Source organism: Leisingera methylohalidivorans DSM 14336, assembly GCF_000511355.1.
In the GTDB taxonomy this organism is placed as follows: Bacteria; Pseudomonadota; Alphaproteobacteria; order Rhodobacterales; family Rhodobacteraceae; genus Leisingera; species Leisingera methylohalidivorans.
The window spans coordinates 3,866,949-3,888,522 of record NC_023135.1 but is presented as its reverse complement, the minus strand read 5'-3'; the positions used below and the strand labels follow the sequence as shown (position 1 = coordinate 3,888,522).

17 protein-coding genes, 4 tRNA genes, 2 pseudogenes and 1 other annotated feature are annotated in these 21,574 nt (G+C 59.5%); of the genes and pseudogenes, 9 read left to right on the top strand and 14 right to left on the bottom strand.

The features are described 5' to 3' along the window. Positions 1–1,437 carry a nodulation protein NodH gene (locus tag METH_RS18880; protein WP_024092075.1) on the top strand — a complete coding sequence of 479 codons (1,437 nt, stop codon included), beginning with the start codon at positions 1–3 and terminating at the stop codon, positions 1,435–1,437. A 294-nt stretch (positions 1,438–1,731) separates the two neighbouring features. Here the strand turns inward: METH_RS18880 and METH_RS18875 are convergent, their stop codons facing one another. The 11 genes from METH_RS18875 to METH_RS22830 all read right to left on the bottom strand — a co-directional run bounded on the left by METH_RS18875 (position 1,732) and on the right by METH_RS22830 (position 9,058). Next, entirely contained in the window at positions 1,732–2,196 is a 465-nt protein-coding gene (locus METH_RS18875; protein WP_024092074.1) for a PTS sugar transporter subunit IIA, read from the bottom strand. A gap of 52 nt (positions 2,197–2,248) precedes the next feature. Then, positions 2,249–2,806, bottom strand: a complete 558-nt coding sequence (hpf, locus tag METH_RS18870) for a ribosome hibernation-promoting factor, HPF/YfiA family (protein ID WP_024092073.1) — start codon at positions 2,804–2,806, stop codon at positions 2,249–2,251. A gap of 271 nt (positions 2,807–3,077) precedes the next feature. Continuing rightward, positions 3,078–3,836: an LPS export ABC transporter ATP-binding protein gene (gene lptB / locus METH_RS18860; RefSeq protein ID WP_024092072.1), complete on the bottom strand. Its 759-nt coding sequence runs from the start codon at positions 3,834–3,836 to the stop codon at positions 3,078–3,080. Continuing rightward, a complete protein-coding gene (lptA, locus tag METH_RS18855) occupies positions 3,836–4,348 on the bottom strand; it encodes a lipopolysaccharide transport periplasmic protein LptA (RefSeq protein ID WP_024092071.1) in 513 nt (170 codons plus the stop codon). The genes lptB and lptA overlap by 1 nt, the downstream gene beginning before the upstream one ends. 3 nt (positions 4,349–4,351) lie before the next feature. Continuing rightward, positions 4,352–4,951 (bottom strand): LPS export ABC transporter periplasmic protein LptC, encoded by a 600-nt coding sequence (gene lptC / locus METH_RS18850; RefSeq protein ID WP_024092070.1) that lies wholly within the window; start codon positions 4,949–4,951, stop codon positions 4,352–4,354. A 23-nt stretch (positions 4,952–4,974) separates the two neighbouring features. Beyond that, entirely contained in the window at positions 4,975–5,943 is a 969-nt protein-coding gene (locus METH_RS18845) for a KpsF/GutQ family sugar-phosphate isomerase (RefSeq protein WP_024092069.1), read from the bottom strand. Further along, on the bottom strand, positions 5,940–6,554 hold the full coding sequence (locus METH_RS18840; RefSeq protein ID WP_024092068.1) for a ribonuclease D: 615 nt from the start codon (positions 6,552–6,554) through the stop codon (positions 5,940–5,942). The genes METH_RS18845 and METH_RS18840 overlap by 4 nt, the downstream gene beginning before the upstream one ends. A 161-nt stretch (positions 6,555–6,715) precedes the next feature. Then, positions 6,716–6,802, bottom strand: a tRNA-Leu gene (locus METH_RS18835). A 377-nt stretch (positions 6,803–7,179) separates the two neighbouring features. Next, a complete protein-coding gene (locus METH_RS18830; RefSeq protein WP_024092067.1) occupies positions 7,180–7,434 on the bottom strand; it encodes a hypothetical protein in 255 nt (84 codons plus the stop codon). Between the two features lie 87 nt (positions 7,435–7,521). Then, a tRNA-Gly gene (locus METH_RS18825) sits at positions 7,522–7,592 on the bottom strand. Positions 7,593–8,053: 461 nt separating this feature from the next. After that, positions 8,054–9,058: a calcium-binding protein gene (locus METH_RS22830; protein WP_052348748.1), complete on the bottom strand. Its 1,005-nt coding sequence runs from the start codon at positions 9,056–9,058 to the stop codon at positions 8,054–8,056. A 45-nt stretch (positions 9,059–9,103) separates the two neighbouring features. On the opposite strand from METH_RS22830, the gene METH_RS18815 reads away from it, so the two are divergent. The 7 genes and pseudogenes from METH_RS18815 to METH_RS24980 form a co-directional block, all read left to right on the top strand. Beyond that, positions 9,104–9,301 (top strand): hypothetical protein, encoded by a 198-nt coding sequence (locus METH_RS18815; RefSeq protein ID WP_024092065.1) that lies wholly within the window; start codon positions 9,104–9,106, stop codon positions 9,299–9,301. A 44-nt stretch (positions 9,302–9,345) separates the two neighbouring features. Then, positions 9,346–9,630: pseudogene (locus METH_RS18810) on the top strand (transposase); the annotation flags it as partial. Positions 9,631–10,026: 396 nt separating this feature from the next. Next, on the top strand, positions 10,027–10,995 hold the full coding sequence (locus METH_RS18805; RefSeq protein WP_024092063.1) for a carbon-nitrogen hydrolase family protein: 969 nt from the start codon (positions 10,027–10,029) through the stop codon (positions 10,993–10,995). A gap of 51 nt (positions 10,996–11,046) precedes the next feature. Further along, positions 11,047–13,788, top strand: coding sequence for an aminotransferase class I/II-fold pyridoxal phosphate-dependent enzyme (locus METH_RS18800; protein WP_024092062.1), 2,742 nt, complete (start codon positions 11,047–11,049; stop codon positions 13,786–13,788). A 21-nt stretch (positions 13,789–13,809) separates the two neighbouring features. Beyond that, positions 13,810–15,261 (top strand): biotin carboxylase, encoded by a 1,452-nt coding sequence (locus METH_RS18795; protein ID WP_024092061.1) that lies wholly within the window; start codon positions 13,810–13,812, stop codon positions 15,259–15,261. A 5-nt stretch (positions 15,262–15,266) separates the two neighbouring features. Then, positions 15,267–16,265 carry a C45 family autoproteolytic acyltransferase/hydrolase gene (locus tag METH_RS18790; protein ID WP_024092060.1) on the top strand — a complete coding sequence of 333 codons (999 nt, stop codon included), beginning with the start codon at positions 15,267–15,269 and terminating at the stop codon, positions 16,263–16,265. Positions 16,266–16,518: 253 nt separating this feature from the next. Further along, a pseudogene (locus METH_RS24980) lies at positions 16,519–16,697 on the top strand (IS3 family transposase); the annotation flags it as partial. Continuing rightward, positions 16,575–16,690 (top strand) — a sequence feature (AL1L pseudoknot). (Overlaps the previous pseudogene by 116 nt.) Before the next feature lie 126 nt (positions 16,698–16,823). On the opposite strand, the gene METH_RS18785 reads toward METH_RS24980, so the two are convergent. The 3 genes from METH_RS18785 to METH_RS18775 form a co-directional block, all read right to left on the bottom strand. Further along, entirely contained in the window at positions 16,824–17,831 is a 1,008-nt protein-coding gene (locus METH_RS18785) for an App1 family protein phosphatidate phosphatase (protein WP_024092059.1), read from the bottom strand. Between the two features lie 733 nt (positions 17,832–18,564). Next, positions 18,565–18,640 (bottom strand) — tRNA-Thr (locus METH_RS18780). 1,126 nt (positions 18,641–19,766) lie between these two features. Further along, positions 19,767–19,853, bottom strand: a tRNA-Leu gene (locus METH_RS18775). A 218-nt stretch (positions 19,854–20,071) separates the two neighbouring features. On the opposite strand from METH_RS18775, the gene hemN reads away from it, so the two are divergent. Continuing rightward, on the top strand, positions 20,072–21,427 hold the full coding sequence (hemN, locus tag METH_RS18770) for an oxygen-independent coproporphyrinogen III oxidase (RefSeq protein ID WP_024092056.1): 1,356 nt from the start codon (positions 20,072–20,074) through the stop codon (positions 21,425–21,427). Positions 21,428–21,574 lie beyond the last annotated feature (147 nt).

Here is a 21,574-nt window from a genome sequence, read left to right as displayed (position 1 = left end):
ATGTCTGCTTCTTTGTTCGATTATTTTGTTGTCTTTGCAGAAATGCGGACGGGCTCCAATTTTCTGGAGACCAACCTGAATGCTTTTGACGGGCTTACCTGCCACGGCGAAGCCTTCAATCCGCATTTCATCGGCTATCCTAATAAAAGCGATATTCTGGGGGTGACCCAGGCCATGCGGGAGGCGGATCCGGTCCGGTTGATTCAACAGATCAAATCAGATCCAAAGGCGCTGGGCGGCTGCCGTTATTTCCATGACCATGATCCGCGGGTTCTGGATCTGATGCTAGAAGATCCGCGCTGTGCCAAGATCATCCTGACCCGCAACCCGCTGGACAGCTATGTGTCCTGGAAGATTGCCAAGGCAACCGGGCAATGGAAGCTAACCGATGTAAAACGCCGCAAGGAAGCCAAGGCGCAGTTTGATGCGTTGGAATTTTCCGCTCATGTGGAGGCACTGCAAGATTTCCAGGTCACGCTGCTGAACCGGTTGCAGGCGCTGGGGCAGACGGCGTTCTACGTGGCTTACGAGGACCTGCAAAGCGTTGAAGTGATGAACGGGCTGGCGCGCTGGCTGGGCGTTTCGCAACAGCTGGAGGCACTGGATGGGAGCCTCAAGCGGCAGAACCCTGCGCCGGTGCTGGCCAAGGTGGCAAACCCTGAGGCAATGCAAGAGGCGCTGTCGGGCTTGGACCGCTTCAACCTCACCCGCACCCCCAATTTCGAGCCGCGCCGCGGCCCGGCGGTCCCTGGTTATGTGGCGGGAGTGGTGACGCCGCTTTTGTACATGCCCATCAAGGGCGGACCGGATAAGGAAGTTGTGCAATGGATGGGCGGGCTGGATCACGTGGCGCCAGACGGGCTGATCCAGGGCATGAACCAGAAACAGCTGCGCCAGTGGAAGCGCGGCAATAAGGGGTTCCGCAGTTTTACCGTTTTGCGTCACCCCGCGATGCGGGCCCACGCGGTGTTCTGCCACCGGATCTTGAATGCCGGCGAAGGCAGCTACCGTGCCATCCGCAATACGCTGCGGCGGCAGTTCGGGCTGATTTTGCCCGAAGAGGGACCGGATGAGAGTTATACTCGGGCGCAGCACCGGGACGCTTTTACCGGTTTTCTGAAATTCGTCCGGGCCAATCTGTCAGGGCAGACTTCGATCCGGGTGGATGCGGAGTGGATCAGCCAAAGCCAGACGCTGGCCGGGTTCGCTGAACTTGGGCCGCCGGATTTGCTGATCCGCGAGGCGGAGATGAGTGAAGATCTGCCCGAACTGGCCCGCAGGCAGGGCCGGTTGGAGCCAGGCGAAGTTCCGGCTGTTGCACCCCAGGCGCCCTTTGGGCTGGATGATATATACGACGCGGATCTGGAGGCGCTTATCGCTTCGGTGTACCAGCGCGATTATCTGGCGTTTGGCTTTGGTCCCTGGCGTGCAGGCTGATCCGCCTGCGTTAAAACAGGTGCCGTGCTCCCGCACCCGCCGGAGGTTTGGCTTGGGCCACCTCCAGGGCGGCTTTGGGCCTGGCGCCGCATTTGGGGCGGAACTTTTCAAATCAGGGCAACATCCGGCTATCGGAGGCTGCTGCACGGACCGATGCGAAGAGTGCCGTGAAATGGCGGCCGATGGCTGGCGGGAGAGTGTGTGGAAAAGAACCCGGGGAGAGGTGGCTTCTGACCGAAGGAACGCAGGCTGAAAAGCCCGCAAAATCAGGGGGCGGCAGACATAGCGCAGAATTCAGGCCGCTTGGACGGACTGATCTTCTGTCAGTATGGTGTATAGCGTAGCCGGGTCGTGGTTGGCGCGCAGTTTGGTGCAGAAGCTTTGTTCGCGCAGGGTGCGTGACACCAGCGCCAAGGCCTTCAAATGCTCGACGCCGGCATCTTCCGGAGCAAACAGGGCAAAGGCAATATCCACAGGCTGGCGGTCAACCGCTCCGAAATCCAGCGGCTTTTCCAGGATCAGGAAGATGCCGCGAACCTCGCTGACCGTGTCGAGCCTGGCGTGCGGCAGTGCGACGCCATGGCCAACACCGGTAGGGCCGAGGCTTTCGCGGTCCAGCAAGGCCTCGACCGCCGCTTGGGCATCCTGCCCGTATGCAAGTTGAGCGATGTCTGCGATTTCCTGGAACAAGCGCTTCTTGCTTGAGGCCGCACCGATTACCCGGACGGCCTCTGGCTTGAGGATGCTGGAAATCTGCATATGTCTGCTCCGTTCCGGCGCCCCCTCTGGGGCGCCGATGCCTTAGGTGTGATTACGGATCAATCCAGCCGATGTTGCCGTCTTCGCGGCGGTAGACCACATTCAACCCGTCTTTGCCTTCGTTGCGGAAGACCAGAACCGGTGCCCCTGCCAGCTCCATCTGCATCACCGCCTCGCCGACCGACAGCGACGGTATGCGGGTTTCCATTTCGGCGACGATGATCGGCTGCAGCGAGTCCGGTTCGGAATCCGCTTCCTCTGAGGCGAGGATATACGAATTGGCGCCCAGATGTTCAACCGGTTCGCTGCGATCCTTGTGGTGATCCTTCAGCCGGCGCTTGTAACGGCGCAATTGCTTTTCCATTTTTTCGCAGCAGGCATCGAATGCGGCGTAGATTTCGGTTTCGTGCGCCTTGGCCTGAGCGCTCAATCCGGTCGACAGATGGACGGTGGCTTCACACACATATTCATGCGCCGAACGGGAAAAGACCACGGTCGCGTCGGTTGGCCGTTCGGCGTATTTTTGAACGGCCGAACCCAGCTCGTTCTGCACATGTGTCTGCAGAGCTTCGCCGATGTCGATCTGTTTACCGCTTATTTTGTAACGCATGTGATCTCCTTTACGAATTATTGCGGCCGGGCCCGCCGCCAAGGCAATCCTTGGCGCTGTCACGTCAGGTCCGGAACCGGGGGGCAGGCCAGCCGTCCGGGTGCATCCATCCGGGCCTTGTTGCCAAGGCTATTAAGCGGATTGCATCGGACTGCGCGTATGCCATGAGTCAATTCGACGGCAAGTCAGCGGGAGAGTCAATGGATATCCCGGAAAAAAGAACCAAGGCTTTTCAGGCAGAATTCCCGGTGGTTCGCCACCAGCGCGAGGGTTAGGAAATGCGGAAATTGTCGCCCAGGTAAACCCGGCGGACGTTTTCATTTTCAACCACTTCCCCGGGGCTTCCGGACATCAGCACCTGGCCGTCGTGCAGGATATAAGCGCGGTCTACAATCTCCAGCGTCTCGCGTACATTGTGGTCAGTGATCAGCACCCCGATACCGCGCTTCTTGAGGTCGGCAACCAAGTGGCGGATATCGCCGACCGAGATCGGATCAACACCTGCGAAAGGTTCGTCAAGCAACAGATACTTCGGATCTGCAGCCAGGCAGCGGGCAATTTCGACCCGGCGCCGTTCACCGCCAGACAGCGCAAGCGCCGGAGCCCGACGCAGATGTTCGATCGAGAAATCCGACAGCAGCTCTTCCAAGCGCTCGCGGCGCTTGTGCTCGTGCTTTTGCGAGATATCCAGCACGGCAGAGATATTGTCCTCGACCGACAGGCCGCGGAAGATCGACATTTCCTGTGGCAGGTAGCCGATTCCAAGCCGTGCGCGGCGGTACATAGGAAGGCCGGTCACGTTCTGGCCGTCGATGCTGACGGTGCCAGCTTCGGGGAAAACCAGACCTGCAATGGTGTAAAAACTAGTGGTTTTGCCTGACCCGTTGGGACCCAGAAGTGCCACCACCTCGCCCCGGTTCAGCGACATCGATACGTCTCGGATCACCACCCGTTTGCGGTAGGATTTACGCAGTTTCTCAATGCGCAGCCCGGAGGAGCCTTCAGTGACGGTCAGACCAGGTTTCGCCATCAGTTTCTGCCGCCGTCCGGGTTTAGGATCGTTTTCACGCGGCCAGCCATTTTGGCGGTGCCCGTGGTCAGGTTCACTTCAAGCCGGTTGGAGGCCAGTGTGCCGCCTTTCTGGTTCAGCAGCACATTGCCGGTCATCACGATGGTGCCTTGATCAATAGTGTATTCGGCGCGTTGGGCCTCGGCAGCGTCCGGACCGCTGACCAGAACCACATTGCCGGTGGCTTCCAGCCGTTCGATGCCGGCCTTGGCTTCAGTTTCGCCAGCGGTTTTGTAGATCACCAGAACCTTGTCAGCGGACAGCCGCATGATGCCCTGTACAATGAGCACGCTGCCGGTAAACTCTGCCGAGCCGTTGGCTTGGTTTACCGCCAGATTGTCGGCGGTGACTTCAACCGGCTGACTGGGATCGGCTTTGACCGCGCCAAAAGCAACGGATGCTGTTTGCGCTGCCGCGAGGCCGGGAAAGACCGCGAGCGGCAGGCAAAAAATCAATGCGCGCAAATAGGACACAGTTTATCTTTCCGGTTGCTGGGGATCGTATAGCAGCTTCACCCCGTTTTTGAACAGTATATGGACCGGTCCGCCCCCGGTTTTCGCTTCGATCCGCATATTACCTGCGGTCAGTTCGCCGATTGGGCCTGTCGCACGGACCGAACCGGGGCTGTTGGCTTCCAGCCCGCTTAACGCTGTGTTCAGTTCCTCGGTCTCGACAATCAGCCCGTCTGCTGAGGTGATAGTCACATTGCCGCTAAAGCGCGCCATATTCTGGCCAGGATGGATTGCGCCGCTTTCCGACTTAAGCGTGATCCTGCCGCCCTCAGCCAAATTGAATTCGGCGGAAAGATCGCTGGCGACGGCAGGTGTGCCGTCACCGCCCGGACGGGCCAGTGCAGCGGTAACCATGATCTCGTCGCCCTGTGCGGTGGTGCCGGAAAAGAAGGGGGCAGTGACCTGCTGGCCTTTCATCCGGTCTTCGATTTCCTTTTGGGCAAAAGGGATCACCGCGTCAGTGTTCACTCCGCGGGAGATCAGGAACATGGTGGACATCAGAACCAATGCTGCCAGCGGCAGCAGCACCTTGAGATAGGCAACGGCTCTGGAATAACTGTCCATGCTTTTACTCACCTGGCCCTGCGTCAACCCAGGCCTGCGCGCAGGCAGTCGTGGATATGCAAGAGACCTTCGGCCTTGCCGCCATTGTCCGGATCAACCACGAACAGGCAGGTGATCTTGCGCTGGTTCATAACGGCGACGGCCTCCTGGGCCATGGCGCCGGGAGCAATTGAGGCGGGGCTTGCGGTCATGACTTCGGCAGCGCTCTTGTCCAGCAAACCGTCCATATGGCGGCGCAGGTCGCCGTCGGTGATTATACCGGCCAGCGCTCCATCTGCGGAGGTCACGCCTGCCACTCCAAATCCCTTCTGGCTGATCTCGATCAGCGCATCGGACATCGGGGTGTCCTCAGTGACAAGCGGTAGGGCATCTCGGGCGTGCATCAGGTCGCGCACCTTGCTGAGCTGCGCGCCCAGTTTGCCGCCAGGGTGGAAGTCGCGGAAGTTCTCCGGGCGGAAATCCCGGTGTTTCATCAACGCTATCGCCAGCGCATCGCCTATTGCCAGTGTCAGCGTGGTGGAAATTGAAGGCACCATGCCAAAACCGCAGGCCTCGCCCAGTGAGGGGATCTGCAGATGCACATCCGCTTGCTTCATCAGGGTGCTGTCCATCTTGCTGGACAGCCCGATCAGCGGAATCCCGAAACGGCGGGTGAAAATCAGTAGATTGGCCAGTTCCGGCGCCTCTCCCGAATTAGAGATTGCCAGCACAACATCGCCTTCGGACAGCATCCCCAGGTCGCCATGGCTGGCCTCGGCCGGATGCACGAAATAGGCCGGCGTGCCGGTGGAGGCCAGGGTCGCGGCGATCTTGTGGCCGATGTGGCCGGATTTGCCGATGCCGCTGATGATGATGCGGCCCTTGGCCTGCAGAATCAGCTGCACCGCATCAGCAAAGCGCCCATCCAGACTTTCAGCCAAGGTGTTCAGCGCGCTGGCTTCATCGGTGATCACCTGCCGCGCGGTCACGAGAAATTTTTCAGTGTCGGTCATGAGTGAGCAAAAATGTCGATTTCGGGCCAGCCGGCCAGGTCCAGCTTGGCACGCATGGGGAGAAAATCAAAGCAGGCTTGCGCCATTTCGGTACGGCCTTCGCGGGCGAGGCGCTTGTCCAGCGCTTTACGCAGCTTGTGGAGGTGGAGCACGTCGGAGGCAGCATAGTCGAGCTGTGCTTCGGTCAGTTCTTCAGCACCCCAATCGCTCATCTGCTGCTGTTTGGATATGTCGATGGCCAAGAGTTCCTGGGTCAGGTTCTTGAGACCATGACGGTCGGTGTAAGTGCGGACCAGGCGGCTGGCGATCTTGGTGCAATAAACCGGGGCCGCGAGGGCGCCGAATGCGTGGTGCATGGCGGCAATGTCGAAGCGGCCAAAGTGGAATAATTTCAGCACATTTGGGTCTTCCAGCATCCGGCATAGGTTGGGTGCTTCGGTCTGGCCTTTTTCGACCTGGACGATATGGGCATTTCCGTCACCGCCTGACATCTGGATCACGCAAAGCCGGTCACGGTGCGGGTTCAGGCCCATGGTCTCGCAATCGATGGCGACAACGGGGCCGAGGTCCAGCCCGTCGGGCAGATCGTTCTTGTACAGGTGGTTGGCCACTGGAATTCCCTTTTGCTGATCATCGCGCCGACATGTGCTGGAGTGGAGATAGGCGCTTTGGCGGTCAAACTCAACTGCGGCAGGGCAAGCTGGTTTACGCGGGCGGAAGCAATCTTCCACACACAACATGGAGAAAATGCTGAACTCACTTGTTTGGGGAATGGTGCCCAGGAGAGGACTCGAACCTCCACGTCCATACGGACACTAGCACCTGAAGCTAGCGCGTCTACCAATTCCGCCACCTGGGCAGGTGTCGTGGGATCGGCGTATAAGCGGAGTCGCAGGCAGCGTCAAACGAAAATGGCCCGGCCCGCGTTGCAAATATTTGCGCTCAAAAAACACGGCTGTAACGAACGCAAACTATGGTGAGGTGGCTGTAGGAAGTCGGGCCAGTGCTCAAGCCGGATTGGTTTGCGGGCATGGTGGTCAGCGATAGCTAAGGGAGAAAACCTTACTGCTTGACGCTTTGCCAAAGCTGCGCATGAAGCGGCCCGCAAGGGGCGGGCGGAGGAGCATAGAATAGACCACCCGGAAAAGACCGTTCGACAGTAAGAACAATTGCTGTCGCTGGCACAGTCGAGCCCTTGTAAGGCGTACGCAGGTGGGAGCGAAACGAACCTGATGTTCAAGCAGTGACCGGAGGCAGTCCCTGCAGGAGCCCGGTATGGCCTCCGCCAGCCTCCCGGGGCATCGCATTACCCTCACCGATGTCATCCCCAAAGTCAGTGATCACGATTTTGCGTTCAGTGAGCTTGATGAGTTCTGCCAGATGTCTCCGGCGGCGGCGGACGTTCTTCAGCATCTCCGGCGTAACGTCCTCCCAGAAAGCGTCGGTCTGGATTTCAAGGATCAGCTCCAGCTCTTTCGAGACAAGCGGCACGTTGGAAAGCTCTTAAAGCTCTTCAAGCCTGCGGGGGCTTCCCCGCGCGTGCGCGCGTCAGCGCTGTCAAAAGAGGACAGGAGGACGAGAGGCCGACCAGAATCGAACTGGCGCACAGAGGGTGGAAACCTCATGCTCTACCACTGAGCTACGGCCGCATTTGGGCTAGTGTTTCATGCGCGACGAAGCCAACAAATCCCGACGTGCAGAGCTAGCGGAGTGGCAGCCCTGGCGAACGGGTTACGTCTTTTTACCGTCGCACCAGAAACTGCCGGAGTGGGCGGTCTCTGCATGCGCCTTGCCAGCCCTCATTCAATGCAAAACAGAAACGGAACCCCGGATCAAGACGCAGCGCTGGCAGGGCCTGCCGCCACTTTCATGGCGGTTTCCGCAGCGGCCCAAAAAACAATGGCCGTCCGAAGAAGGGTTGCAGGAGCGAACCAGGGTCCTTGACCAGATCCAACCGCCTTTTGGCTCGAAAGGTACGAACGCAGGTTTACAGCAGTCTATGAAACCTATTTCTGGACCGGAAAGGTCGGAAACCGGTAAGCCTGCGCCAAAGTCCTCCTGCGGCGGATGCAGCAAATGGCACGGGACTAGGCGTAGGGGCGCGGGGCCGCTATAGCAGTCCCAGCGCAGTGGCCTTTATCGAGCCAGTTGTAAGCCATGCCCGCTTAGACGAAAAAAAGTGGTCGCCGCCCAGAAGTTTTTCCACAGTCGTATTCTCGACAGTGATTTCGACGTTGCGGAAGCTCACGGCCGCATCGTCGCCTTGCTGCTCGAAATGGAGCTGCCCCAATCGCGACGCTCCGTGACCAATTTCGATCAGGTCGATACCAAGCTCAAAATCGGTGATGGTGTCATTGCCGTCGTCCCGGTTGAATACAAAGGTGTCACGGCCGCGCTCTCCTGTAAGAACATCGTCGCCCTTCTGGCCTTGCAGCAAATCGTGACCAGAGCTGCCGACAAGCCTATCATCCCCAGTGCCTGATTTGAGTGTGTCGTTCCCTCGGCCGCCAAGCAGGCGGTCTCTTGCGGCGCCGCCTTCAAGGAGATCGTCACCATCCGCTCCATAGAGCACATCCCGGCCGCCATGCCCTTTCAGCACATCGTCGCCACCCTGACCGCGCAAACGGTCACCACCCGCTAGGCCCAAGAATGTGTCGTCTCCAACTCCACCGGTCATCCGATCACGTCCAGCAGTACCAGCTTCAAAGGCTCCCAGCTGCACCAGTCCCCAGTTTGCGCCACCGGGGAGATCTGCGGTACCAATTAGGGTTCCGCTCCCGTCAATGGCTGATGCGAATTCCTGGCCTTCGACGCGATGAGAAACGTAGACCACCCCGTCGACCACGCTTAGAATCCGGATCGTGTATCCCGACATGAGTTCGATTGTTCCACCGGGGGTTCCATCGGTGGCCCAAAGCACATTTTCTCCTGTTTCGTTGTTATGGGAGGTCAAGAGAACGCTGCCGTCAGGAGCATGAAATTCTGAGGTCGCGCCCATTTCATACTGGGGAAAGTGCTGTAAGCCAATTGCCGGGGAATACATCCAAGTAGTACAGACGTTTTCTTCAGAAAAGAACACCAGGTCCCCTCTGCTCTGAAGCGAGTTAATGGGCATACTACTGGGCTGCGAAATTGCGACAGTAAGGACCGCCGCTCCATTATGGAACATCCGCAGTGCCCTCCCGAAGTTGAGGCCATCGTGGAAGCCTACGATGCGGCCAAGTCTGAAGCCTCGGAAGCCCGCAAGGCCGAGCGGGCTGCGGAGCGCGAGAAAAAGGAGCGCGCGAAGTTCGAGGAACTACGGCGAAAATTCGAGATCGGCAAAGCGAGCGCCGAAAACACCGCCGCCGCGGAATGACCCTCTGCAATTCGGCAATCACCACGTAACGGTCGTTTCCGTTCAGCGGCCTGCCGAACGTCAATTGGCTGCTAGGGGATTGCGGCTATGACGCTGAGTGGTTCAGAGAAGCGTTGCAGGACAAGGGGATACGAGCCTGCAGCCCCGGCCGAAAGCAGCGGAAGACGCAGTTCAAGTACGACAAGAGCCGTTACAAGCGGCGAACCGGCCTCGAGATCATGTTCAGCAGGTTCAAGGACTGGAGGCGCGTGGCCACCCGATAGAACAGATATCCGAAAGTCTTCCTCTCGGCCGTCGAGCCCACGCCAACCGTCATCTACTGGTTCTGAATCCTGGCCCTACCGCGAGATCAAGCGAAATCGCTTCGAAGACCGTGATCTGCCGTATCTGCGCGGCTACAACTGTGTGACTACGCAACGGGCTGCGGCTGCCAGACGCGCGCGCCGCCACAAGCTGGTGCGATTTAAAGAGGTGCTCAACACGGTGGTCACCCAGTCGAAAGAAAGGGGGGGCACCAGAGCAGATTGTCGGCCGCCTTTGGTTGGAAGGCCAGCCGATGCGCGTGCGCCGCGAGACCATTCAGGCGGGGCGATGACAGCGGCCACCGCGGAGATTTGACGGGCGAATCCCGGCCTGCCACGAGAACCAACGTGTCGTGACCCTAGCCAGGACGGCGATGCGCCAATAGAGTGGCTGCAACACAGTTAGTTGGAGATCCACCCAATATGACACCTTTTGCAATTGCTGGTGTTCAAATGCATGTCGCCGCGCTGCACTCGAATGTCGAGGCCATGCGGCACCGAATCGAAATTCTCATGGCCCGGTTTCCCTGGACGCAGATGGTCCTGTTTTCCGAACTTGCGCCGTTCGGGCCGCTGGACCGCTTCGCACTGCCGTTCCCGAACGATGCCTTGCAGCAGTTTCAGGAGGATGCCCGTCGCTTCGGCATCTGGCTGATCCCAGGCTCCATGTTTGAAAAAACCGAAGACGGCCAGATCTTCAACAGCTCGGTCGTGATCAACCCGGCAGGTGAGATCGTCGCCAAGTATTCCAAGATGTTTCCCTTCCGCCCCTATGAGGCGGGAATATCGGCGGGCACCGACTTCTGCGTGTTCGACGTTCCCGAGGTTGGCCGCTTCGGACTGTCGATCTGCTATGACATCTGGTTCCCGGAAACCACGCGCCAGCTGACCAGCCAGGGGGTGGAGGTGCTGTTGCATCCGGTGCTGACCGGCACCACCGACCGGGAAGCGGAACTGGCCATCGCCCGCGCGACGGCGGCCCAGTTCCAGTGTTACGTCATCGACGTGAACGGGCTGGGTGCCGGCGGTGTCGGCCGCTCCATCGTCGTCGACCCCTCGGCCACGGTGCTGCATCAGTCGGCAGGCCAGGAGGATATGTTCCCAATCGAAATTGACCTCGACCAGGTCCGGCGCCAGCGCGAAACCGGCCTCAAGGGGCTGGGTCAAGTGTTGAAGAGCTTCCGCGACCGAGAGGCCGAATTCACCGTCTACGACCGCACCAGCGGTGCTGATGCCTACCTCAAGACGCTCGGCCCGCTGGAGACACCCGGGCAAGGCTCGCTGCGCGGGCTGCAGGCGCCGGATCCCAGAACCTCGCTGGAAGAGGCCGACCACTCAATACTCACGCCGCACTACTACACTGCCTTTCCCGGAAAGGCGGGCTCAGGTTAATCGGACCGGATAGCGGCTCTGGTCCGGACGCGTCAGAAAGGGGGGCAGGTATTGAACTTGCAATTGAAGAAGAAATTCCCATCGATCCGAGACTATTACAGCGCGACACAGCTGCGCGCTGACCGTTGGAGCGCATTGCGGGAGGCCGCTGAAGGTCTCTCGCGGCACCGCGCTGACAGCCGGCAAGGCAAGAAGCTGATGACCACAGCCGAGCATCTCTTCGAGGTGCTGGCCCCGATCGAACGGTACTGGGCGTTTCCCGGCATCCATGCCTTCGAGCACCTGCGGCGACTGTTGCAGCTGGGCAATACCGGCGATCTTTCCACCGCGGTCCGACGCATCGCACGGGCGTTGACATCGGGCGCCTACCGACGGCGGTCGATTCCGCTGTCGTCCGACGAAATCGACAACGAGGATTACGAAGACGAAGCCTCGCTTGCGCCAGAGGCCCGCGCCCTGGGGCGACCCTATTTCGAGGTTCTGATTGTCGATGATGTGTCGGAATCGCAGGAACGGTTTTTGCGGCAGAACCTGCTGAGGATGCGCCGCGTCGAGGATCCGTTCATTTACGAACCCGTCATCGTGCCCTCGCTGGAGGATGCGCTGATTGGCGTGCTGTTCAATTACAATGTGCAGGCCGTGGTGGTGCGCCCCGGGCTTTCGCTGAAATCCAAGATCGAGCTGCCGATCCTCAGCCAGTACCTGACCCGCGTGAGTGAAGCGGAAGAGGTCGATGCGATCGAGCCGCATGAATACGGGCCGGTATCCTGTCGACTGATCGAAAAGATCCGGCCGGAGCTGGACGCCTATCTGGTCACCGACCGCTCGGCCGAGGAGATCGCCGGCCTGGACCTGGGCCGCTGCCGCCGCGTGTTTTACAACCAGGAAGATTTCCAGGAGCTGCATCTCAATGTCCTCCGGGGCGTCGACCGGCGGTACAAGTCACCGTTTTTCACAGCCTTGAAGGAATATTCGAAACAGCCGACGGGCGTTTTTCACGCAATGCCGATCAGCCGCGGCAAGTCGATCAGCCGCTCGCACTGGATCCAGGACATGGGGGCGTTTTACGGCTCCAACATCTTTCTGGCCGAAACCTCAGCCACCTCCGGCGGGCTCGACAGTCTGCTGGAGCCGCGCGGGCCCATTAAGGAAGCGCAGGACATGGCGGCGCGGGCGTTCGGGGCGAAACACACGTTCTTTGCCACCAACGGAACCTCGACCTGCAACAAGATCGTGGTGCAATCGGTGGTGCGGCCCGGCGATATCGTTCTGGTCGACCGCGATTGCCACAAGTCGCACCACTACGGGATGGTGCTGGCGGGCGCGAGCGTCGTCTACATGGACAGCTACCCGCTGCACGAGCACTCGATGTATGGCGCGGTGCCCCTGCGCGAAATCAAGCACACCCTGTTGCAGCTCTTGGCGGCCGGCAAGCTGGACCGGGTCCGCATGGTGCTGCTGACCAACTGCACCTTCGATGGCATCGTCTACAACGTGCAGCGGGTGATGGAGGAGTGTCTCGCGATCAAGAAAGACCTGATCTTTCTGTGGGACGAGGCCTGGTTCGCGTTCGCGCGCTTTGACCCAACCTACCGGCAGCGCACGGCCATGGGGGTCGCCAACACGCTGCGGCAGACACTGCGCACCCCGGAAGCCAAAGCCGCGTGGGAGGCACAGCAGGAGGCGCTGAAAGACGCGGATGAGGCCAAGTGGCTGGATACGCGGCTAGTGCCGCCTCCGGACGCACGGGTGCGCGCCTATGCCACCCAGTCGACCCACAAAACCCTGACGTCGCTGCGCCAGGGCTCAATGATCCACGTCAACGACCAGGACTTCAAAGGCGAGGTCGAACAGGCCTTCCACGAAGCCTACATGACGCACACCTCGACCTCGCCCAACTACCAGATCATCGCCTCGCTCGACGTCGGGCGGCGCCAGGTGGAACTGGAGGGGTTCGAATTTGTGCAAAAGCAGATCGAAAGCGCGATGTCGATCCGTCGGGCCATTTCCGACAACCCGCTTTTGCAGAAGTACTTCCGCGTCCTGACCGCCGGCGACATGATCCCCGAGCCGTTTCGCGAAAGCGGGGTCGACGCCTATTACGACCCGGATCACGGCTGGGCGGATACCTGGCACATGTGGCGGGAGGACGAGTTCGTTCTGGACCCGACCCGCGTTACCCTCGCGGTGGGCGGCACCGGCTGGGACGGCGACACCTTCAAGACCAAGATCCTGATGGACAAATACGGGATCCAGATCAACAAGACATCCCGCAATACCGTTTTGTTCATGACCAACATCGGCACCACCAGGTCCTCAGTCGCCTATCTGATCGAAGTGCTGGTGGAGATTGCCAACGAATTGGACGAACTTTTGGACGACGCCTCCAAAATGGAGCGCCGATCCTTTGATAACAGGGTGTCGGCGCTGATCGAACATGTGCCGCCGCTTCCCGATTTCAGCCGGTTCCACGATGCCTTCCGGGCGGGCGCGGAGACGCCAGAGGGCGACATCCGCACCGCGTTCTTCCTTGCCTACAACGAGGACTACTGCGACTACATCCCTGCCGATGACGCACTGATGCAGCGGCTGGAGGCGGGTGAGGAGCTGGTCTCAACAAGCTTCATCATTCCCTACCCGCCCGGCTTTCCTATCCTGGTGCCCGGGCAGGTCATCAGTCCGGAAATAATGTCCTTCATGCGGGCGCTCGATGTCAGCGAGATCCACGGGTACCGCGAGGATCTGGGACTGCGTGTTTTCACCAAAGAGGCTTTGCAGTCCGTCCAAAAATAAATTTCACAGGGGAGAAGATATATGCCGAAGAAAGTTCTGAAAAACCTCTCGGAGATCCGCCGCTATTTCCACACCAATGCGGACCCGGTCTATTTTGTTTCAGCGACGAACTTTAACCTTCTTGGGCTTGATGAATGGGTGAAGAACTTCAAGTACATCTGCTACATGGACTGCTTCGACGGCCGCCACCCGAACGTGCTGGTGCCGTCCGAACTGCCGCATGACGAGTTCCAGTCGATCGAGGACATCAACAACTACCTGCTGCAGCACAAGGAGGTGCGGGACTACATCAAGGCGCGCGGCGGCAAGCCGAAGTTCGTGTTTCTGATGTTCGATGAAAAGACCGAGGAACTGGTTGAGGAACTCGGCGGTGAACTGTGGTTCCCCAAGGCAGAACTGCGCACCAGGATGGACAACAAGATCGAAACCGTCCGCGTCGGCAACAAGGCGGGCGTGCCCTCGGTGCCAAACACGCTGTCCGAAGTGGAAAGCTACAAGCACCTAAAAGAAATTTGCCAGAAGGCGGACCTCGGCAATGATCTGGTGCTGCAAAGCGCCTTCGGAGATTCCGGCCACACGACGTTCTTCGTCAAGTCCGAGGCCGATTTTCGCAAGCACGAGCACGAGATCGTCGGCGAGGGCGAGATCAAGATCATGAAGCGGATCGATTGCCGCGGCTCCGCGATTGAGGCTTGCGCCACCTCCCAAGGCACCATCGTCGGGCCGCTGATGACCGAGCTTGTCGGCTTCAACGAGCTGACCCCTTACCGCGGCGGCTGGTGCGGCAACGAGATTTTCGCTACTGCCTTCCCGCCCAAGACCCGCGAACGGGCGCGGGAGCTGACCTTCAAGTTCGGCGAACAGCTGCGCAAGGAAGGCTACCGCGGCTATTTCGAGTTGGACTTCCTGATCGACAAGAAAACCGGAGAGATCTGGCTGGGCGAGCTGAACCCGCGCATCACCGGAGCGTCATCGATGACCAACCACGCAGCCTTTGCCCATGCTGACGCGCCCCTTTTCCTGTTCCATTTGCTGGAGTTCTCGAAAAAGCCGTTCAAGTTGGACGTTGGGGAACTGAACGACCGCTGGGCCGACCCAAACATGATCGACTCCTGGTCGCAGATGGTCATCAAACACACCGACGACACCGTCGACATCGTGACTTCGGCACCGCAATCCGGCATCTACCGGATGCAGCCGGATGGCCAGGTGGTGTTTGACCGGTTTGACTACCACCGCCGAGCGGTCGAGAGCGAGGACGAGGCGTTCTTTCTGCGCATCTCCAACGTCGGCGACTACCGCTACGAAGGTGCCGACCTTGGCATTCTGGTCACCCGCGGCCGGTCGATGACCAAGGGCTTCCAGTTGACCGAAAAGTCCAAGCGCTGGATCGACGGAATTAAGTCCGCCTATGCCGCGAGCCCGCTTCCTTCTGCCGAGGCCTTTGAAGATCCGGCATTCAAGATTATGTAGGGGAAATGAAACTCACGTTCCGTGCCCTTCAGGAAAACGAGCCGGGACAGGTGCTCGCCCGGCTCTTTTCCGAGTACCGCACCGCCTATCTGGACTGGTGGGCGAGCGAGGGCCTATGTGGCCGCCCTACCTATGCCGAATGTAGGCGCGCGCTGAAGACGCACATGCCCGAGCTCGTTGGGATTTACGATCAGCTCTGCGCGGCGGTGGGCGGTGGCGACATGGAATCCCGCTTCCTCAGTTTTTATTGCCCGCCGCGCTATCTGGCCGGTTGCAGCCAGGCCATCTGGCCTAGCCGAGAGCCACTCTTGGTACGCAACTACGACTACAACCCCGCGGCCTTCGACGCGGTGTTCCTGAAGACCGGCTGGAACGGATGTCAGGTCATGGGCACGTCGGACGGGCTGTTCGGCCTGCTTGACGGGATGAACGATGCCGGGCTGACCGTCTCGCTGACCTTCGGCGGGCGCCGCGCGGTCGGGGAGGGCTTTGGCGTGCCGCTCATCCTCAGGTACATTCTGCAGGTCTGTACCACGCTCGTTGAGGCTCAGGAGGTGCTGCGGCGGGTGCCCTGCCACATGAGCTACAACGTGACAGTGATGGACCGCAGCCGGGGCTTTTTCACCGCATACCTCGCACCGGACCGCCCCACCGTCATTACCCGTGCGTCCGTTGCCACGAACCATCAGGAACGCGTCGAGTGGACCAGTCACGCGCGCCTGACAGCCTCCGTCGAGCGGGAGCGCTTTCTGCTTCAGCGGCTGACACTGCATGAGGAGCCACAGGAGAAGTTCGTCGGTGCCTTCCTGAAGCCACCCCTGTATTCTCTCGCCTTCGACAGGGGCTTCGGCACTCTCTATACCGCAGCCTATCACCCCGCCGAACGCTTTGTGGATTTGCTCTGGCCGGGCCGGGTCTGGCGGAAAGAACTTGACCAGTTCGAAGCTGGTCACCTTGGAATCGAGTACCCTGTCCATCAAAATCGACTCGCGGTGAGTCCATAAATGACCACCTGACAGGCGGGGCAACGCCTCCCAAGGCGCGTCTGGTGCAGGCTTCATCACACCAGACAGCACGTCAGCTTCTTGAATAGGCCCGTGTTTCTTAGCAACTGTATGTCTCACGCATTCTGAGAAGACCAATTTCGCTCGGATTTGCACAATTCGTGGACGATAGTGACGGGTTTTCGAACAACTGCGGTAATAACAACCTTGTGTGGTTTTCCAGCGACGCGCAGCCTTGGCTGTTCCACGGCCCGAAACAAGGGCGCTACGGTCTGCACCGACGACGAACGAGATCCTAGAGAAGGCTAGCGCTTATTTAGCCCAGGCGAGGCTCGACCGCCCGTTCCGCAAATGCCTGCCTCCTCTGACGAAGTCCGGGAGGTGGTCGGAGTTGAGCCGATCTGCCGCGCGCTGCCGACGGCCCTCTCGACCTAAGGTCGCAAAGAGCGTTCATTAAAAAGCTTTTTGGGCGGGTCGGGAGGAAACAGTCATGTGATCTCGCTCATCTCCCAGTCCGGGAAACATAGCGAAAAACTCCAGATCTACACGATCCAGTCTTCAGGGGGGAGGCAGCCAAAGGTTTAGTTGCTGCACTGCACCCTCGAAGCTAGAGGCCGGAAAGACGTGGACACCGCTGGCTCGCAGCTGTTTCAGGTCGTGCCGGTCGTCTGCGTCCAGGCCGTTTTGCGGTACCTTTAGCAGTACGGCCGAGACCCGGCCAGGATGGCGTTGGACGGCGTCGCGATAGATGGACGCATCCTTCTGCCCGGTGTCGCCGACCAGCACCGCGGGCAGCGTCGGATGCGCCTTGAGAAGCGCGTCGACGCTGCTCCCCTTGTGGCTGCCGTGACCGGCAGAAATGAACTGGGTTTCGCTCAGCCCCAGGTCCCGCAGGAACATCGGGCCGCGGACCAGCCCGGCCTGGCTGAATACCTGCGTGAGAAAGCCATGCATATTCCAGGGTGAGGAGCTGACGTAAAACACCGGATTGCGGCCATTCTCCGAGAGGCTTTGTAGCAGGGCAGCGGAATCCGGGTAGATGCGCCGCGTCAGAGCGTTTCCGCTGAAGGTCGTCCAGAGGTTTCGCAGCAACGAATACGCGGATGTGTGCAGCACGGTGTCGTCGATATCGGAGATGACCAGGAAGCGAGCGTCCGGGCGGGGCACAAACACCGGGCAGGCTGAGGCGGTCCCGCCATTGGCGATCGTTACCTTGATATCATGCCAGCCGGGCGGCCGCCCGACCGGGAGCAAAAGCTGAAAATAGCCTTCATCGTCCGTGACAGCCGTGGCGCGGCCGTGGGCCACGGTGACCCCGGCGACCTCATCGGTGAGAAACAACGAAACCATTTGCCAGACGTTCCGCAACACACCTTGCTCATGGCGCGCGGTGCTGCCCCGCAGCCCTCTCAAGACGCGGCCACGCACAATGACGTGCTCTGCGGTGCTGTAGCCGATGTGCGGGTCAATTACCAAATCCGCGCCGCTGCGATTTCGCCGCGGCGGAACGCGGTCCAGCAAACGTTCGGCACCCAAAGCGATCCGGTGCAAGGCTTTCTTCAGCATCCCATGGCTCCCACGCAGCTACGCAACACGTTCTTTTGGGTCCGGAGGGAGCGCGATGAAGAGATTGCCAATGCGGAAGATACGAGACGTACTGCTACGTAAAGCCTGAACTGCTGCCGGGAAAAACATCCCGGACCAAAGATGCCGAACCCGTATCAAGGTCCAGCAAATGTGGCTCATACCCAGTTTCTGGCTGAACGCCCGCAAATAAAAAGTAGGCATTGTCCTCTAAACTCCTTTCAGGTGTAAGAAGTGTTTCCTCCCTGAAGCGTACGCTTTCTAGTTGTCAACGGTGACGTACCTTCCAGCGACCAGTTTCCAACCTGTAGGGCGTACAAATCGGTGCGAGTAGCCAATGACATAGCCGCAGACTTGTCCATTAATTTGAAGTTTACCGGGCTTCCGGCACGCTCCCCGCCAGAAATGGCTGGGGGAAGTTGCCGGCCTGACTGCCAGAAACCCAGCATCTAAGAGTGCGCAATATTCTGTACGCGGACCGGAGCTGTACCATGCGCGAAAACAGAGACTTAGAATTCCCGCAAGAGCCGCCTCGCCCAGCGCGGCGGCTTTTCATTCCTGGGCCGCGATTCCGCCGCCCTCAAACGGTGATAGGATCACCCCGTAATGTTGCGGAATGCCAAGGTATCGAAAATTGAAAATGGGGCGCTCAGTAGGTCCGCAAGAACCGCACTTCGGCTAACATTCTGTTTTATATATGTATTTATGAAATAAATGGTGCCGGTGATAGGACTCGAACCTACGACCCCATCATTACGAATGACGTGCTCTACCAGCTGAGCTACACCGGCGCTGTTTTTCGCTTGCCGCGGAAAACAATGCTGCCCGTTTAACCACTGCTTGACTCCCGCGCAAGTGCGGATCCTGAGGATTTTTCCGGTTTCCCTGGTGCAGCGCAGGTGGTGCTGGGCAGCTCACCAAGCCGAGTGCGGTAGAGCTGAGAAAACCGGCCTGGGTGAGAAAGGCCTCAGTGATATGCAATGCTGTGGGCGGGCGTCTCGGCGGGCCGGAGCAGTAGAAGACAACGAGCCAGACAAAGCCGCAGACCAGGCAGATGCACCAGCGGCGCCAAGTCAAAGATCTGACGGAAACCGGTTTGCAGGGTGCAGTTACTGCATCCTGCCTCGGCGGTTAAATCTCGGATGATTAACGGGTTCCTGCATGTGATTGGATAAAGTCGTGTGCACGGCGGATCTGATGGCTACTGCTAGCCGGTGTTCGCGGTACCAGAGGATGGCAGTTGTTGCTTTGCTGATGGGTCAGGAGCCCCAGGGTCAGCTGTGCTTCGATCATTTTCTTCTGCAGGGGGGGGCCGCCGAGCAGGGCGGCTGACCTGCTGCGCCCGCCTTAAGGCCCCGCCACAGGCTGGCAGCCCACAACAGGCAATAACAATCCGCATCGGCAGGGGGGGGTGGGGGGGGGGGGGGGGGGGGCTCCAGGTGCCGGACCCCGCCCGCGTGTGGCCGCTGACCGGTGTCTGCACAAGATAGAAATCCTGCGGCTCGCCGGAGTCGATCAGCTCCGTGCGCCCCTAGTTGAAAAATTTAAGGGGAGGGCTGCCCTCGGACATGGTTGTGGCGGGTGGAGGGGCAACATCCAGATGGTGCTTGATTGGCGCCGCAAGGAACAGCCAGCCGCGCAGATTTATGGCGACCTGTGCTGGGCAGCTTTCCATTTCACGCATTTCGATGAATTTCTGATGGAAACGGGGGCGACGGAGTGGACGCGTTCGAACCCGTTAGTTGAGCAATTTGCACCACCGGGAGCCCGTGCTTATGGCCGGTATCTGGCGACGGCCCCGCAACACATCGCGGCCTCATATTTGCCTTTGTGCCCGCTGGAAGCGGCGCGCGTATCAACGCTTCAGCGGATGGTTATCACCTGCTGCGAAGTGCTGAATTCACATATTCGGGGGAATGGTGCCCAGGAGAGGACTCGAACCTCCACGTCCATACGGACACTAGCACCTGAAGCTAGCGCGTCTACCAATTCCGCCACCTGGGCAGGTGTCGTGAGATCGGCGTATAAGATGGTTCGTTGCGAGCGTCAAACGGAAAATGCACGCAGACGTCGAATTTCCTTAAGTTTCTTAGGGGCGCAGTTTTTACACATTAAATCAGTGTGTTGAGGGAATTGAATCTGACATCTCAACAGGCGTCGAAATGACTTCGGGTTTGATCCTGCGCAAAGAGGATGAGCTGGAACAGAGGCATACCAAAGTCATGAAACAAATTGACCGCCTCCAAGCCCTTGGGCTGTTCGACAGCCGGGTGCCCCGCTACACATCTTACCCAACCGCGCCGGCATTTAATGCAGCCGTCGGTGCAGCGGATCAGGCCCGCGAATTGCAGGGGCTGGATCCGGATGTGCCGGTTTCTGTCTACCTGCATATCCCGTTTTGCGAGCGTCTGTGCTGGTTCTGCGCCTGCCGCACGCAAGGTACTCAGACGCTAAGCCCGGTGGAGAGCTATATTGGCACGCTGGAGCAGGAACTGAAGCTGGTGGCACCGCTTTTGCCCAAAGGCTTACGGATGGGGCGGATGCATTGGGGCGGCGGCACTCCGACCATTCTTCCGCCTGTGTTGATCCACCGGCTGGCGCAGGCGGTAAAGACGGTGTTTCCTCAGACCGAAGACTGGGAGTTCTCAGTGGAAATCGACCCCACCATGGTCGACCGCGACAAGATCGCGGCGCTGGCAGAAGAAGGCATGAACCGCGCCAGCATCGGCATCCAGGATTTCGACCCTCTGGTGCAGCAATCCATTGGCCGGGAACAGCCGTTTGACGTGACCAAGGCCTGTGCTGAGGATCTGCGGGCGGCGGGTGTCAGCTCGTTGAACGCTGATCTGGTCTACGGCCTGCCGCACCAGACACCTGAGCGTATGGAGGACACGGTGGAGAAAGTACTGACTTTGGATCCGGACCGGCTTGCGCTGTTTGGGTATGCGCATGTGCCTTGGGTGGCAAAGCGGCAGAAACTGATTAACGAGGAGACATTGCCGGATGATCGGGCGCGCTATTATCTGGCCGGGCTGGCAGCCGAAAAATTTGTCGCGGCGGGCTTTTCCGCCATTGGAATCGACCATTTCGCCAAGCCTGGTGATGGGTTGGAGACGGCGGTCCGCAGCGGGCATCTGCGCCGCAACTTTCAGGGCTACACCGATGACACCTGCCCAACGCTGATCGGATTCGGCGCGTCGTCGATTTCCCGCTTTGCCGGGGGTTACATCCAGAACGCGCCGTCTACGCCTGCATATGTGCAGAGGGTCGAGGGAGGCCATCTGGCCGGTGCTCGGGGTCATGTGATGAGTGATGAAGATCTGCTGCGTGGCCGCGCCATCGAGATGCTTATGTGCGAGTTCCGGCTGAACCGGGCAGGGCTCAAACAGCGTTTTGGCACTTTGACGGCAGCTCTGGATGCAGACTTGGCGCAAATCACCGCCTGGTTCGGTGATCTGGTGCAATTGGATGATGAAGCGCTGGCAATCCTGCCGAATGGCCGGCCGCTGACCCGGATCATCGCCAGCTGCTTTGATGCGCTTGCGCCTGAAGGGGTGCGCTACAGCCGGGCCTCTTGATTTAAAGGCTTGGCGCTCCCGCCTGTCCCGGGGCATCCTCCTGATACCCTTCACCATTGGGCATCGCGCTGAGCAAGGGCTCAGCGCTGCCGCTTGCATTGCTCTCTTTTACTTTCCTGCACCGGGTCGAGATGGCTGTTCAGGGCA